The organism is Hydrogenophaga intermedia, assembly GCF_023715105.1.
Classification (GTDB): domain Bacteria; phylum Pseudomonadota; class Gammaproteobacteria; order Burkholderiales; family Burkholderiaceae_C; genus Hydrogenophaga; species Hydrogenophaga intermedia_A.
Genome location: NZ_JAMBNO010000005.1, coordinates 201,821 through 215,829 on the forward strand (window position 1 = coordinate 201,821; position 14,009 = coordinate 215,829).

At 67.7% G+C, this 14,009-nt stretch carries 12 protein-coding genes; 2 read left to right on the forward strand and 10 right to left on the reverse strand.

Annotation, left to right across the window (positions count from 1 at the left end; all coding sequences use genetic code 11):
- Positions 1-15: 15 nt before the first annotated feature.
- Complete coding sequence (locus M3149_RS06665) at positions 16-1,530, reverse strand: methyl-accepting chemotaxis protein (RefSeq protein ID WP_251708547.1); 1,515 nt, start codon at positions 1,528-1,530, stop codon at positions 16-18.
- 120 nt (positions 1,531-1,650) lie between these two features.
- Between M3149_RS06665 and M3149_RS06670 the strand changes: the two genes are divergently transcribed.
- Entirely contained in the window at positions 1,651-2,019 is a 369-nt protein-coding gene (locus tag M3149_RS06670) for a cupin domain-containing protein (protein WP_251708548.1), read from the forward strand.
- An 18-nt stretch (positions 2,020-2,037) separates the two neighbouring features.
- Here M3149_RS06670 and M3149_RS06675 read toward each other — a convergent pair whose 3' ends face one another.
- From M3149_RS06675 to scpA, 6 genes are all read right to left on the reverse strand, one after another.
- Positions 2,038-2,529, reverse strand: coding sequence for a VOC family protein (locus tag M3149_RS06675; RefSeq protein ID WP_251708549.1), 492 nt, complete (start codon positions 2,527-2,529; stop codon positions 2,038-2,040).
- Between the two features lie 2 nt (positions 2,530-2,531).
- Positions 2,532-3,140: a class I SAM-dependent methyltransferase gene (locus M3149_RS06680; protein WP_251708550.1), complete on the reverse strand. Its 609-nt coding sequence runs from the start codon at positions 3,138-3,140 to the stop codon at positions 2,532-2,534.
- A gap of 98 nt (positions 3,141-3,238) precedes the next feature.
- On the reverse strand, positions 3,239-5,287 hold the full coding sequence (locus M3149_RS06685; RefSeq protein WP_251708551.1) for an acetyl-CoA carboxylase biotin carboxylase subunit: 2,049 nt from the start codon (positions 5,285-5,287) through the stop codon (positions 3,239-3,241).
- Positions 5,288-5,307: 20 nt separating this feature from the next.
- Positions 5,308-6,840, reverse strand: a complete 1,533-nt coding sequence (locus tag M3149_RS06690) for an acyl-CoA carboxylase subunit beta (protein WP_251708552.1) — start codon at positions 6,838-6,840, stop codon at positions 5,308-5,310.
- Between the two features lie 29 nt (positions 6,841-6,869).
- Positions 6,870-7,874 (reverse strand): methylmalonyl Co-A mutase-associated GTPase MeaB, encoded by a 1,005-nt coding sequence (gene meaB, locus M3149_RS06695; protein ID WP_251708566.1) that lies wholly within the window; start codon positions 7,872-7,874, stop codon positions 6,870-6,872.
- Between the two features lie 8 nt (positions 7,875-7,882).
- Positions 7,883-10,039 carry a methylmalonyl-CoA mutase gene (gene scpA / locus M3149_RS06700; RefSeq protein ID WP_251708553.1) on the reverse strand — a complete coding sequence of 719 codons (2,157 nt, stop codon included), beginning with the start codon at positions 10,037-10,039 and terminating at the stop codon, positions 7,883-7,885.
- Between the two features lie 177 nt (positions 10,040-10,216).
- On the opposite strand from scpA, the gene M3149_RS06705 reads away from it, so the two are divergent.
- Entirely contained in the window at positions 10,217-10,873 is a 657-nt protein-coding gene (locus tag M3149_RS06705) for a GntR family transcriptional regulator (protein ID WP_251708554.1), read from the forward strand.
- A gap of 33 nt (positions 10,874-10,906) precedes the next feature.
- Here M3149_RS06705 and M3149_RS06710 read toward each other — a convergent pair whose 3' ends face one another.
- The 3 genes from M3149_RS06710 to M3149_RS06720 all read right to left on the reverse strand — a co-directional run bounded on the left by M3149_RS06710 (position 10,907) and on the right by M3149_RS06720 (position 13,861).
- Positions 10,907-11,797 carry an alpha/beta fold hydrolase gene (locus M3149_RS06710; protein WP_251708555.1) on the reverse strand — a complete coding sequence of 297 codons (891 nt, stop codon included), beginning with the start codon at positions 11,795-11,797 and terminating at the stop codon, positions 10,907-10,909.
- Entirely contained in the window at positions 11,794-12,801 is a 1,008-nt protein-coding gene (gene dusA, locus M3149_RS06715; protein ID WP_251708556.1) for a tRNA dihydrouridine(20/20a) synthase DusA, read from the reverse strand. Before dusA ends, M3149_RS06710 begins: the two co-directional genes overlap by 4 nt.
- Positions 12,802-12,862: 61 nt before the next feature.
- The gene (locus M3149_RS06720; RefSeq protein ID WP_251708557.1) at positions 12,863-13,861 is read right to left on the reverse strand and encodes an HD-GYP domain-containing protein; all 999 of its coding nucleotides are present in this window, start codon (positions 13,859-13,861) and stop codon (positions 12,863-12,865) included.
- Positions 13,862-14,009: the final 148 nt, after the last annotated feature.

Below are 14,009 nucleotides of genomic sequence, written 5' to 3' on the forward strand. Positions count from 1 at the left end.
GCGGCCGATACCCGATCAGGCGCGCGCCGCGGCGGTCTTGTACACGCCGCAACCCACGTAGAGGTCGTCGACCTTCACGACGTAGGACATCTTGGCCTGCACCGCGCCCGAGGCGGGGTTGACGATGTCGTACTCGACCCAACCGGGACCGGCCTCGGCCTGGGCCACGATGGATGCGAGCAGTGCGTTGCCATCGACACCGGCGATGTCCTGCACCCGACTGCCCACCTTCTCGGGCTTGCCGCCGAAGGCGCGGTACACGCCCGCCGCATCAAGCGCGAAGACGTACATGTCGCGATCGTGGAAGCCGCGAGCTGGATCGGTCAGGTCACGCACGAAGGCATCGCGCGACGCCTGGCGGCGGTGCGCGAGCGCCTTGTCGACGAGCGCCATGGCCTCCTCGGCCGTGCCCTGCTGCAGCATGAAGCTGGACACCGCGCGGGCCAGGTGCGCGGCGCGCTGCTCCAGCAGGTTGGCCTGTTGCACCGCGCGCTCCACCATCTGCGCGTTGTGCTGGGTGATCTGATCGAGCTGGCTCACGGCGGTGCTGATTTCGCTCAGACCGGTGCTCTGCTCGGCACTTGATGCGGAAATCAGCGACATGTTGCTGGCCACGCCACGCACGCCATCGACGATCTGGGCGATGCTCTGGCCGGCGGCGCGGATCTGCGCGGCCCCGGTCTCCACCTGCTCGCGCGAGGCTTCGATCAGCGCGCGGATCTGGCGCGCCGAATCGGCCGAGCGCTGCGCGAGGTTGCGCACCTCGCTGGCCACAACCGCAAAGCCGCGGCCCTGCTCGCCCGCACGTGCGGCTTCCACCGCGGCGTTGAGCGCGAGGATGTTGGTCTGAAACGCCAGGCTGTCGATCACGCCGATGATCTCGTTCATCTGCGCGGCCCGCTTCTGGATGCCTTCCACCGTCTCGACCGCCTGGCCCATGGAGCCGGCACCGTGTTCGGCCACGTCGCGTACCTGCGCCGCGCGCCGGTCCGACTCGCTCGCGGTCTGTGCGTTCTGCGCCACCGTGCCGGTGAGTTGCTGCACGCTGGCGGCGGTCTGCTCCAGGTTGGCTGCCTGTTGCTCGGTGCGGTCGGCCAGTTCGCGGTTGCCGCTGGCCAGGCTCTGGCCGGCATGCGCCACCAAGGCGGAGTTGCTCCGCACCTCGGCCACCATGGCCGAGACGCTGCCGATCATGCGGTCCAGCAATCGGGCCAGTTCGGCCATCTCGTCACTGCCCTCGGCGTGGATGTGAGCGCGCAGGTTGCCGCTCGCTGTTTGTGACATGACGTCGAAGACGCGCTGGAACTCGCCGACGAAAGCGGCATGAAAAGCCGCCATCAGGTAAACCAGCAACGCGCCACCCACCACCGCCACCGGCCACAGCGGCCAGACGGGCGCGAGCGCGGCAAGGGCCATCATGGTCGGCATTGGCCACAGGGCGGCCAGCGCCAGCACCGTCAGTTTGCCGCCGAGCCGCAGGCGGCGAAGCAGGCGTTCGGCGGGTCGGATCAGGGAGTTCGAGATGGTCATGGGCGTGGAGCGGCCGGGTTCGGGACGTTCCAGCAAGCTTAGGTAGGGATCACGCGGGCGGTGGGCGGAACAACGCCCCCAATCCCCCCCAGTTCCGCGGCGAAGCTCGAAAATGTGCGCATGGACACGACACGACTCATCAAACTCACGGCTGACCCGGCGGGAGAACCGGACACCGACCGCCCCCGCCCGGAACGCCTGGTGCGCGGAAACCCCCTGCGCGAGACCTGGAACCGGGTCGACGACACGCTGGCGGCCGGGCGTGTGTATTGCGGCGTGTGGCGCTGCGAACCCGGGCGCTGGCGGATTGCCATGGGCCCGAGCGAGCGCGAACTCTTCACCGTGCTGAAAGGCCGCTGCCGCGTGCACGATGCCAGCGGCGGCTTCGAAGAGGCCGGACCCGGTGAAGCACTCTACCTTCCACCGGGCTTTGCCGGCGAATTCGAGGTGCTGGAGCCACTCACCAAGACTTACATGATCGCGGAGTGAGCCCCGCCGGCCACGGGCTCAGGCCACCTGGGCCTGCATTGCGCCAAAGGCTCGCACAACCTCGGGTGGCGCCTGCACCAGCTCGACCAGCACGCCCTCGCCCGCGATCGGGAATTCATCGCTCGCCTTGGGGTGCAGGAAGGTGATGTCGTGGCCCGCGGCACCCTTGCGGATGCCACCGGGTGCAAAGCGAACGCCTTGCGCAGTGAGCCAATCGACGGCGGCGGGCAGGTCGTCGATCCACAGGCCGATGTGGTTGAGCGGCGTGGTGTGCACGGCGGGCTTCTTCTCCGGGTCGAGTGGCTGCATCAGGTCGACCTCGACCTTGAAGGGGCCGCTGCCGATGGCGCAGATGTCCTCGTCCACATTCTCCCGTTCGCTGCGGAAGGTGCCGGTCACCTCCAGGCCCAGCATGTCGACCCACAGCTTCTGCAGGCGCTGCTTGTCGGGGCCACCGATGGCGATCTGCTGCACGCCAAGCACACGAAAAGGACGGGAAGAAGCGGTCATGGTCAGTGAATGCCCTGGGTGAAATGGGCCGCTGGCTCCAGCGACCAGACGGTCGCTGGCGGCAGGTTGGCCCACACGGTCTTGACGCGCCGCCAGCGCCAGCCCGGCGGCAATTGATCGAACGGCCGCACGTGGCGCGCGGCGTAGGTGTACTGCAGCAGCCGCGCGTTCGGCACGCGCTCCAGCAGCGCCAGCATGGCCTTGACACAGCGCCGCCCTTCGTCGCGCGGCATGGACATCAGCGGCAGCGACGACACCAGCATCAGCGAGGCAGCGGGCGGCAATGGCAACAGATCGAGTCGCGTGGCGCAGGCGTGCTGCACCTCGGCACTGGGGAAACGTTCGCGCAGGTGGCGTACCAGGCCCGGGTCGCGTTCGATCACAAAAAAGCGGTCAGGCGGTGGGCCCAGCGCTGCCAGCGCCTGGGTGACGGCCCCGGTCCCGGCGCCCACTTCCAGCAGCAATTCGGGGCCCACGCGGGCCACCTCGCCCGCGATGGCTTGGGCAAGCGCCTTCGACGCCGGGGCGATGGCCCCGACACGGCGGGGGTTTCGCACCCAGGCCAGTGCAAACGCCAGACCCCCGAGACCCTGACCACGTCCATCCGCCATGTGCGCCGCTCCGTGAAGCTGTGGAGGCCGCAGCGTAACCGAGTGCGGGCCGCTTGTCGCGTGAGCGGTTGCAACGGGCAACACGGCCGCTGCGGCAATCACTCGAATTCGACGATGGGCTGATCCACCGCCAGGGACTCGCCCTGCCCGGCCAGCACCTTGGCCACCACGCCATCGGCGGAGGCAAAGAGCACGTTTTCCATCTTCATCGCCTCGATGACGGCCACGCGCTCGCCCGCCTGCACCTTCTGCCCCGGCTGCACAGCCACCTGCACCAGCAGGCCCGGCATGGGCGACAGAACGTACTTGCTCATGTCCGGCGGCGCCTTGAAGGGCATGAGGGCGTGCAACTCGGCCATGCGCGGCGAGACCACCATGGCCTCGATGCGCGTGCCGTTGTGCTGCACCACCAGCGCCAGCGGATTGCGCGGCGTGCCGCGCTCCAGCTGCGCGGTGAACGGTTGCTCATTGCACTGGCCGCTGATCACCACGTCGTTGAGCCGCGAGGGGCTCTGGATCGCGTAGCGCTTGCCGCCCACCATGACCACCGCGGCGCCGATCTGGCCCAGGATCTCATCCACATGCACCGGCACCTGGCGGTGCGCACCGGCCTTGTCGAGCACGATCACCGTGTAATCGTGGCCAACTTTCACGCCATAGCCGGGCAACTGGCCGGAGAGCCCGGCCGCGCGCTCGCGGCTCTTGCGGCGCACGAAGGCAGCGAGTGCCACCAGGAAATCGGGGTCGTCGTGCGGCACGTCCTCGGCGCGGAAGCCCTGGCCATAGTGCTCGGCGATGAAGCCGGTGTTGAAGTCGCCGGTGACGAACTTCGGGTGCGCCAGCAGCGCGGCCTGGAAGGGAATGTTGCTCTGCACACCCCGGATCACGAAGCCATTGAGCGCCTCGCGCATCTTCGCGATCGCGTCATGGCGGTCTTTGCCGTGCACGATGAGCTTGGCGATCATCGAGTCGTAGTACATCGGGATCTCGCCCCCGTCCTGCACGCCGGTGTCCACGCGCACGCCATGGCGGTGTTGCGTGTCGGCCTGCCACATGCTCTGCGGCGGCGGCGTGAAGCGCACCAGCCGCCCCGTGCTGGGCAGGAAGTTTCGGAACGGGTCCTCCGCGTTGATGCGGCACTCGATGGCCCAGCCTTCGCGCTTCACGTCGGCCTGGGTCAGCGGCAGCTTCTCACCCGCCGCCACGCGGATCATCAGTTCCACCAGGTCGAGCCCGGTGATGCATTCGGTCACCGGGTGTTCCACCTGCAGGCGGGTGTTCATCTCGAGGAAGTAGAAGTCCTGGTCCTTGCCGACCACGAACTCCACCGTGCCCGCGCTCTGGTACTTCACCGCCTTGGCCAGCGCCACAGCCTGCTCGCCCATGGCCTTGCGCGTGGCCTCGCTGATGAAGGGCGACGGCGCCTCCTCGATCACCTTCTGGTGGCGGCGCTGGATCGAGCACTCGCGCTCGTTCAGGTAGATCACGTTGCCGTGGGCGTCGCCCAGCACCTGGATCTCGATGTGGCGCGGCTCCTGGACAAATTTCTCCATGAACACGCGGTCGTCGCCAAAGCTGTTGCGCGCCTCGTTGCGGCAGCTCGTGAAGCCCTCGTGGCATTCCTTGTCGTTGAAGGCCACACGCAGACCCTTGCCACCGCCGCCGGCGCTGGCTTTGATCATCACCGGGTAGCCGATCTTCTGGGCGATGGCCACCGCCTCCTCGGGCGTCTGGATCGGCTCGTTGTGGCCGGGGATGGTGCTGACCTTGGCCTCGTTCGCGAGCTTTTTGGACGCAATCTTGTCGCCCATGGCCGCGATGGAGTAGTGCTTGGGGCCGATGAACACCAGCCCGGCCTCTTCCACCTTGCGCGCAAAGTCCTCGTTTTCGGACAGGAAGCCGTAGCCGGGGTGAATGGCCTCGGCGCCTTTCTCTTTGGCCGCCGCGATGATCGCGTCGCCCAACAGGTAGCTCTCGCGCGAGGGCGGCGGGCCCAGGCGCACGGCCTCGTCGGCCAGCTGCACGTGGCGCGCCTCCTTGTCGGCATCGGAATACACCGCCACGGTGGCGATGCCCAGCTTCTTCGCGGTGGCGATCACGCGGCAGGCGATCTCGCCACGGTTGGCAATCAGGATCTTCTTGAACATGGTCTTGGTCTCCGGCCCGATCACAGGGGAATGTTCCCGTGCTTGCGCCACGGGTTCTCGAGCTTCTTGTCCTTGAGCATCACCAGGCTGCGGCAGATGCGCTTGCGCGTCTCGTGCGGCAGGATCACGTCGTCGATGAAGCCGCGTGCACCGGCCACGAAGGGGTTGGCGAAGCGGGCCTTGTACTCGGCCTCGCGCTGCGCCAGTTTGGCCGGGTCCTTCTTTTCCTCGCGAAAGATGATCTCCACCGCGCCCTTGGCGCCCATCACCGCGATCTCGGCGTTCGGCCAGGCGAAGTTCACGTCGCCGCGCAGGTGCTTGGAGGCCATCACGTCGTAGGCGCCGCCGTAGGCCTTGCGCGTGATCACGGTGATCTTGGGCACGGTGCACTCGGCGTAGGCATACAGCAGCTTGGCGCCGTGCTTGATGATGCCGCCGTACTCCTGGCTGGTGCCGGGCATGAAGCCGGGCACGTCCACAAAGGTGACGACCGGGATGTTGAAGCAGTCGCAGAAGCGCACGAAGCGCGCGGCCTTGATGGAGCTCTTGATGTCCAGACAGCCCGCCAGCACCAGCGGCTGGTTGGCCACGATACCCACCGTCTGGCCGTCCATGCGCGCAAAGCCGATCACGATGTTCTTCGCGTACTCGGGCTGCAGCTCGAAGAAGTCGCCGTCGTCCACGATCTTGAGGATCAGCTCCTTCATGTCGTACGGCTTGTTCGGGTTGTCGGGCACGAGCGTGTCCAGGCTCAGCTCCATGCGGTCGATCGGGTCGCCACTGGGGCGCACCGGCGCCTTCTCGCGGTTGTTGAGCGGCAGGTAGTTGAACAGGCGGCGCAGCATGAGCAGCGCTTCGACGTCGTTCTCGAACGCCAAGTCGGCCACGCCGCTGCGCGTGGTGTGCGTGATGGCGCCGCCCAACTCCTCGGCCGTCACTTCCTCGTGCGTCACGGTCTTCACCACCTCGGGGCCGGTGACGAACATGTACGAGCTGTCCTTCACCATGAAGATGAAGTCCGTCATGGCCGGGGAGTACACCGCACCGCCTGCGCTGGGCCCCATGATCATGCTGATCTGCGGCACCACGCCGCTGGCCAGCACGTTGCGCTGGAACACGTCGGCGTAGCCGCCGAGCGAGGCCACTCCCTCTTGGATGCGCGCGCCGCCCGAATCGTTGAGGCCGATCACCGGCGCGCCGACCTTCATCGCCTGGTCCATCACCTTGCAGATCTTCTCGGCGTGCGCCTCCGAGAGCGCGCCGCCGAAGACCGTGAAGTCCTGGCTGAAGACGAACACCAGGCGGCCGTTGATCATGCCGTAGCCGGTGACCACGCCGTCGCCGGGGATCTTGTTGTCCTGCATGCCGAAATCGGTGCAGCGGTGTTCGACGAACATGTCCCATTCTTCAAAGGTGCCTTCGTCGAGCAGCACCTCCAGGCGCTCGCGCGCGCTGAGCTTGCCCTTGGCGTGCTGCGCCTCGATGCGCTTTTCGCCGCCGCCCAGGCGCGCGCGGGCACGTTTGTCTTCGAGCTGTTGCAGGATGTCTTGCATGGTTCTTCTCCGGAGGAATCGGTCGCCGTTCAATCAAACAGCGCGAGCAGTTGCCGCGCCGCGGTGCTGGCGGGCAGTTGCCCGGCCAGCACTTGTCGGGTGGTGTCATCGAGTGCCGCACGCACCGCCGGGTGCCCGCGAAAGCGCTGCTTGAGGCCGGCGTCGATGCGCTCCCACATCCACGCCTTGGCCTGGCGTTGGCGGCGCGCGGCGAGCTCGCCATTGGCGGTCTGCAGCGCACGGAAGCGTTGGATCTCTGCCCAGAAGCCGTCGATGCCCTGGGCCTTGAGTGCGGAGAGTTGCAGCACCGTGGGATGCCAATGCGCGGTGTCGTGCGCAGCGTGCTCGGGCCGGCCGTGCTGGCCCAGCAGGCGCAGCGACGACGTGATGGTGGCGCGCGCGCGTGTCGCGGCGTCCGGGTCGATGTCGGCCTTGTTGATCACCACGAGGTCGGCAATCTCCATCACGCCCTTCTTGATGGCCTGCAGGTCGTCACCGGCGTTGGGCAGCTGCAGCAGCGCGAAACAATCCGTCATGCCGGCCACCGCCGTCTCGCTCTGCCCGACGCCCACGGTCTCGACGATCACCACGTCGTAGCCCCCGGCCTCGCACACCAGCATGGCCTCGCGCGTCTTCTCGGCCACGCCCCCCAGCGTGCCGCTGCTCGGGCTGGGGCGGATGAAAGCGCGCTCGTCCATGGACAGCCGCTCCATGCGAGTCTTGTCGCCCAGGATGGAGCCGCCCGACACCGTGCTCGACGGGTCGATGGTGAGCACCGCGACGCGCAGGCCCTGCGCGATGAGATGCAGGCCAAGCGCCTCGATGAAGGTGCTCTTGCCCACGCCGGGCACGCCGCTCAAGCCCAGACGAAACGCCTTGCCCGTGTGCGGCAGCAGCGCGGTGAGCAATGCATCGCCTTGCGCGCGGTGGTCGGCGCGCGTGGATTCGAGCAGCGTGATCGCCTTGGCCATGGCGCGGCGCTGCGCCATGCCCTGGCCTTGCACGATGCCCTCGAACAGGCCTTGCGGTGTCAAGCCAAGGCTCAAGCCAGCGCCTTCTTGATCTGCTCCAGCACGTCCTTGGCGCTGGCGGGGATCGGCGTGCCCGGGCCGTAGATGCCCTTGACGCCAGCTTCGTACAGGAAGTCGTAGTCCTGGCGCGGGATCACGCCGCCCACGAAGACGATGATGTCGTCGGCGCCCTGCTTCTTGAGCTCGGCAATGATCGCGGGCACCAGCGTCTTGTGGCCCGCAGCCAGCGTGCTCACGCCCACGGCGTGCACGTCGTTCTCGATCGCCTGGCGCGCGCATTCCTCGGGCGTCTGGAACAGCGGGCCCATGTCGACGTCGAAGCCGAGGTCGGCGAAGGCGGTGGCCACCACCTTGGCGCCGCGGTCGTGGCCGTCCTGGCCGAGCTTGGAGATCATCACGCGCGGGCGGCGGCCGTGCTGCTCGCCGAACTCGGCGATCTCTTTCTGCAGTTGCGCCCAACCCTCGGCGCTGTCGTAGGCGGCGGCGTACACGCCGGTCACTTTCTGGGTGTCGGCGCGGTGGCGGCCGAAGGCTTTTTCGAGGGCATCGCTGACTTCTCCCACGGTGGCGCGCAGTCGCACGGCGCGGATGGCAAGGTCCAGCAGGTTGCCCTGCCCGCTTTCGGCCGCCGCGCTGAGTGCGTCGAGCGCGGCCTGCACCGCGGCGCCGTCGCGCGCGGCGCGCACCTGTTGCAGGCGCACGATCTGTTGCTCGCGCACCTTCACGTTGTCGATGTCGAGGATCTCGACCGCGTCTTCGTTCTTGAGCTTGTACTTGTTGACGCCGACGATGACGTCCTTGCCCGAGTCGATGCGGGCCTGCTTCTCGGCCGCGGCGGCCTCGATCCTGAGCTTGGCCCAGCCGCTGTCCACCGCCTTGGTCATGCCGCCCATGGCATCGACCTCTTCGATGATGGCCCAGGCGGCGTCGGCCATGTCCTGGGTGAGCTTCTCCATCATGTAGGAGCCGGCCCAGGGGTCGATCACGTTCGTGATGTGGGTCTCTTCCTGGATGATGAGCTGCGTGTTGCGCGCGATGCGGGCGCTGAACTCGGTGGGCAGCGCGATGGCTTCGTCCAGCGCGTTGGTGTGCAGGCTCTGCGTGCCGCCGAACACCGCGGCCATGGCCTCGATGGTGGTGCGCACCACGTTGTTGTACGGGTCCTGCTCGGTCAGGCTCCAGCCCGAGGTCTGGCAGTGCGTGCGCAGCATCAGGCTCTTGGGGTTTTTCGCGCCGAAGTCCTTCATGATGCGGCACCACAGCAGGCGGGCCGCGCGCATCTTGGCGATCTCCAGGTAGAAGTTCATGCCGATCGCCCAGAAGAACGAGAGACGACCCGCGAAGGCGTCCACGTCCAGCCCCTTGGCCAGCGCGGTCTTCACGTATTCCTTGCCGTCGGCCAGGGTGAAGGCCAGCTCCAGCGCCTGGTTGGCCCCGGCCTCCTGCATGTGGTAGCCCGAGATGCTGATCGAGTTGAACTTGGGCATGTGCTGCGCCGTGTACTCGATGATGTCGCCGATGATCCGCATGCTCGGCTCGGGCGGGTAGATGTAGGTGTTGCGGACCATGAACTCCTTGAGGATGTCGTTCTGGATGGTTCCGCTGAGCTGGTCCTGCGCCACACCCTGTTCTTCCGCCGCCACCACGTAGCCCGCCAGCACCGGCAGCACCGCGCCGTTCATGGTCATGCTCACGCTCACCTTGTCGAGCGGAATGCCGTCGAACAGGATCTTCATGTCCTCCACGCTGTCGATGGCGACACCGGCCTTGCCGACATCGCCCGTGACGCGCGGGTGGTCGCTGTCGTAACCGCGGTGGGTGGCCAGGTCGAAGGCCACGCTCACGCCCTGCCCGCCTGCGGCCAGCGCCTTGCGATAGAACGCGTTCGACTCCTCGGCGGTGGAGAAACCCGCGTACTGCCGGATCGTCCAGGGCCGCACCGCGTACATGGTGGCTTGCGGGCCGCGGATGAAAGGTTCGAAACCGGGCAGCGTGTCGGTGTAGTGCAGACCCTGCAGGTCGGCCGCGGTGTAGAGGGGCTTGACGGCAATGCCGTCGGGCGTGGTCCAGGTCAGCGCGTCCAGATGGCCGCCGGGGGCGGACTTGGCCGCAGCCCGGGTCCAGTCGGCCAGCGTGGCGCGCGCGAAGGCGTCGGGAGATGAGCTCATGGCAGGGGGTGTGTGGTCGGGCACGGAGGGCGGAGGCGGCCGTGGCCTGTGCCAAGGACTCGGCCAGGGATGAGGCCACGACACCGGCGACAGACGCGGCTGCAGAACCACGCCGAGTTTACATCATTCATAATTATTGATGCAGAATTTCGATGCCCCGGTAGAATCGGCGCCTGCATGGACACCCAGACACCCGCCCACGCCGCCCCTTCGTTGGCACCCCGCGCCCTCTACGAGGAGGTGGCCGAGTTGCTGCGCCAGCGCATCTTCAGGCGCGAACTGGAGCCCGGCAGCTGGGTCGACGAGCTCAAGATCGCCGAGGAGTACGGCATCAGCCGCACTCCCCTGCGCGAGGCACTGAAGGTGCTGGCGGCCGAAGGCCTGGTCACGATGAAGGTGCGCCGCGGCGCCTACGTGACCGAAGTGTCCGAGAAGGACCTGCGCGACGTCTACCACCTGCTGTCGCTGCTCGAATCCGACGCCGGAGGCGAGGTGGCGGCCCACGGCAGCGACGCCGCCATCGCCGAGCTCGCCGCCCTGCACGACGAGCTGGAGGCCGCGCACCACGAGCGCGACCGCTTCTTCGCGGTCAACGAGCGCTTCCACCTGCGCCTGCTGGAGCTGGCCGACAACCGCTGGCGGCTGCAGATGGTGAGCGACCTGCGCAAGGTCATGAAGCTCAACCGCCACCACTCGCTGTTCAAGGCGGGGCGCATCGAGGAATCCCTGGCCGAACACCGGGCCATCCTGGCCGCGCTGCGCGCGCGCGATCCCGCGCTCACCGTGCAGCGCATGAAGGAACACTTCGCCAGCGGCCTGGAAGCCGCGACCTGATCGCCCGGCGCGGGGACCGCAACCCGCGAGCGCTCAGCGCCAGAAGGCGTCGAGCCGCTGCACGAACGCCGGCAGGTCCTCGAAGTACGGCAGCGCACCACCCTGCACCGCCTCGAAACGCCAGTTCGGCCGCTGGTCCACCGTGATCCGGCCCGGGTAGTCGGTGAAGTCGCCGCGCGTGGCCATGCTCACCCACACGGGCTGGGCCAGGGACTCGTACAGCGTGTTCACATCGGCACTGAACAGGCCCGCCGACACGAAGCACAACGGCGCGTGGTGGGCACCGGGCTGCCGCGTGGTGATCACGGCCTGCCGCCACAGCGCTTCGTCGATCTGCGGCCGGCCGAAGGTGCGCTTGAGGAAGTAGCGAATGACGCCGGGCCGCGTGAGCTGTCGAAAGACGGCCTCGCCCCACCCCGGGCGGCGCAGCAGCCCGTACAGCCACGGCACCAGCAGTGTGGTGCCCGGCGGGCCATGGCGGCGCTTGCGGCGCGAGAAGCCCGTGGGACTCACCAGCGCCAGGCGGCGAATGCGCTCGGGCCGCTCCAATGCCGCGCGCGCTGCGAACTCGGCAGACAAGGACACCGCCAGCACGTCCACCGCGGCCGCACCCGTGTCCCGGCACACCTGGTCGATCACCGCGTGCACGGCATCGGTCATCAGGCGAGGGGTGTACGGGCGATCGCTGCGATCGCTGTGCCCGTAACCCGGCAGATCGAACGCCACCACGACGCGATCGCTGCGCCAATGTTCGAACAGGGGCGCCACCTCGGCCACCGATGCGGCGGCATTCACGCTGTGCAGCAGCACCAGGGGCGGCAGGTCACGCCCCTGTCCGGCTGCGAACACCGCCAGTGGCCCTGCCGATGTCTCGATCATGCGCGGATCGACAGACAGTGCCGACGGCAGTGTCGCAAGGGTCATGCGGTCAGTGCCTCGGGTTCATCGCTCACATGCATCCTGGCCATCTGCCACACCTCGCGCGGGGGCAAGGGCTTCAAGCGGTGGTCGCTCCACACCTGGCGCCACTTGCGTGCACCGCGCAGGCCATGGCGCAGACCGAGCATGTGGCGCGCGATTGCATACCAGGGGCAGCCATCCTCGGCGTGGGCGCGCTCCATGTAGTCCACCATCTGCTCTTCCACCCACTCGCGGGTGACGGCGCTCGGCGCGGCGCCGAAGAACGCCTCGTCCCAGGTGGTGAGCAGCCAGGGGTGGTGGTAGGCCTCGCGGCCGAGCATCACACCGTCCACATGCTGCAGTTGCTCGGCGATCTGTTCGTTGGTGGTGATGCCGCCGTTCACCGCGATGGTCAGGTGCGGGAAGTCCTGCTTGAGGCGGTGCGCGAGTTCATAGCGCAGCGGCGGGATTTCGCGGTTCTCCTTCGGCGACAGGCCCTGCAGCCAGGCGTTGCGCGCATGCACGATGAACACCTCACAGCCCGCATCGGCCACCGTGCCCACGAAGTCACGCACGAAGCCGTAGCTCTCGGTCTTGTCGATGCCGATGCGGTGTTTCACCGTCACCGGGATAGACACCGCGTCCTTCATCGCCCTCACGCCATCGGCCACCGTCTGCGGCTCGGCCATCAGGCAGGCGCCGAACGCACCGCGCTGCACGCGCTCGCTCGGGCAACCGCAGTTGAGGTTGATCTCGTCGTAGCCCCACTGCTCGCCCAGCTTCGCAGCGCGGGCCAGTTCGTCGGCCTCGCTGCCACCAAGTTGAAGGGCCACCGGGTGTTCCTCGGCGTTGAAGCGCAGGTGGCGCTGCACGCTGCCGTGCATGAGCGCGCCGGTCGTCACCATCTCGGTGTAGAGCAGCGTGTGTTTGGTGAGCAGCCGGTGCAGGTAGCGGCAGTGGCGGTCCGTCCAATCCATCATCGGCGCGACAGACAGGCGCCAGGGGGACGGTGGTGCGATCTCGGGCATGGTGCGAATTATCCCAGCCGGGTGCGTGCACCCGGCTTGAGGGCAGCAATGCCCCGCCGGCTCAGCAGCGCGCGATCAATTTGCCCGGGTTGACCAGCACCTTCACCACGCCGGGCGGCAGGCTGTCCTTGACCGCAAAGGCCGGGTCGGCGGTGTCGCGCAGCGCGGGCTCGCCCAGCGGCAGGCCCTGCTTGCCGACCAGCGCGAACACCTTGGGCGTGTTGGCCTTGGCGCCGCGGCGCACCACGACGCCCAGTTCCTCATTCACCAGGCGCACGTAGCTGCCCGGCGGAAAAAAACCGATGCATTTGACGAACTGCGCGCCCAGCGGGTCGGGCCCGCGGCGCGCGCCCAGGTAGAGCTCGCGGGCCACTTGCTGCGACAGCAGGGCACCGCGGCTCTTGCGCGGGCTGATGCAGGCGGTGTAGACATCGGCCATCTGGAGCAGGCGGTGGGTGATGCGGTCCACCGGCACGCCGTTGGGGTAACCGGTGCCGTCGGGGCGTTCGTGGTGTTGTGCCACCAGGCGCAGCCATTCGGTGTCGCTGGCACCCAGTTGGCGCAGCATTGCCACGCTGTGCTGCGGGTGCTCTCGCACCGTCTTGCGTTGCAGTGTGGTCAGCGGGCCGGGCTGGCGCGCCATCTCGTCGTGCTCGCGCGTCATGCCGATGTTCATGGTCAGCGCGGCCAGGCCCACCGATCGGCGCTGCGCTTCGTCCAGCCCGGCCGATGGCGCCACCAGCGCGCAGAGCCCGGCCGTCAACAAGGCGTGGGTGGCACTGTAGGAGACAAGCGGATCGAACAGCAACTGGATCAGCACCAGCAGGCTGTTGTCGGGCTGCTCCTGCCACAAGGCGTCGGCCCCAGCCTGGATGCGCAACAGCCGCTGCACGAACTGCTGCGCCTGCGGCCCTTGATGCAACAGCGTGGCCAGCGCCGCATGCAGATCGCCCCAGGCCTCGGGGGCTGGCAGCGCTTCGGTTTCGCCCGCGTCCGAACGTGCAGTCGCCAGCGCGCTCACATCGGCAATGCGTTGCAGGGATTCGTTGCCGCGGACCATGCGGTCCAGCGTTGCTGTGTAGTCGCTCCTGCAAAACCCCTGACGCCCGCATGAATGCTTATGTTTCGGGGTGATCACGGATACCCAGAACTCCCAGTTTGAATTTCAATAGCGATCAGTTTCTGGGAGATTTTGATGTTTGCTGATG

What these genes read in the sequence shown, in the direction of transcription:
- M3149_RS06665 (WP_251708547.1), bottom strand. Translation starts at nt 1,530, where the DNA reads ATGACCATCTCGAACTCCCTGATCCGACCCGCCGAACGCCTGCTTCGC.
- M3149_RS06670 (WP_251708548.1), top strand. Translation starts at nt 1,651, where the DNA reads ATGGACACGACACGACTCATCAAACTCACGGCTGACCCGGCGGGAGAA.
- M3149_RS06675 (WP_251708549.1), bottom strand. Translation starts at nt 2,529, where the DNA reads ATGACCGCTTCTTCCCGTCCTTTTCGTGTGCTTGGCGTGCAGCAGATC.
- M3149_RS06680 (WP_251708550.1), bottom strand. Translation starts at nt 3,140, where the DNA reads ATGGCGGATGGACGTGGTCAGGGTCTCGGGGGTCTGGCGTTTGCACTG.
- M3149_RS06685 (WP_251708551.1), bottom strand. Translation starts at nt 5,287, where the DNA reads ATGTTCAAGAAGATCCTGATTGCCAACCGTGGCGAGATCGCCTGCCGC.
- M3149_RS06690 (WP_251708552.1), bottom strand. Translation starts at nt 6,840, where the DNA reads ATGCAAGACATCCTGCAACAGCTCGAAGACAAACGTGCCCGCGCGCGC.
- scpA (WP_251708553.1), bottom strand. Translation starts at nt 10,039, where the DNA reads ATGAGCTCATCTCCCGACGCCTTCGCGCGCGCCACGCTGGCCGACTGG.
- M3149_RS06705 (WP_251708554.1), top strand. Translation starts at nt 10,217, where the DNA reads ATGGACACCCAGACACCCGCCCACGCCGCCCCTTCGTTGGCACCCCGC.
- M3149_RS06710 (WP_251708555.1), bottom strand. Translation starts at nt 11,797, where the DNA reads ATGACCCTTGCGACACTGCCGTCGGCACTGTCTGTCGATCCGCGCATG.
- dusA (WP_251708556.1), bottom strand. Translation starts at nt 12,801, where the DNA reads ATGCCCGAGATCGCACCACCGTCCCCCTGGCGCCTGTCTGTCGCGCCG.
- M3149_RS06720 (WP_251708557.1), bottom strand. Translation starts at nt 13,861, where the DNA reads ATGGTCCGCGGCAACGAATCCCTGCAACGCATTGCCGATGTGAGCGCG.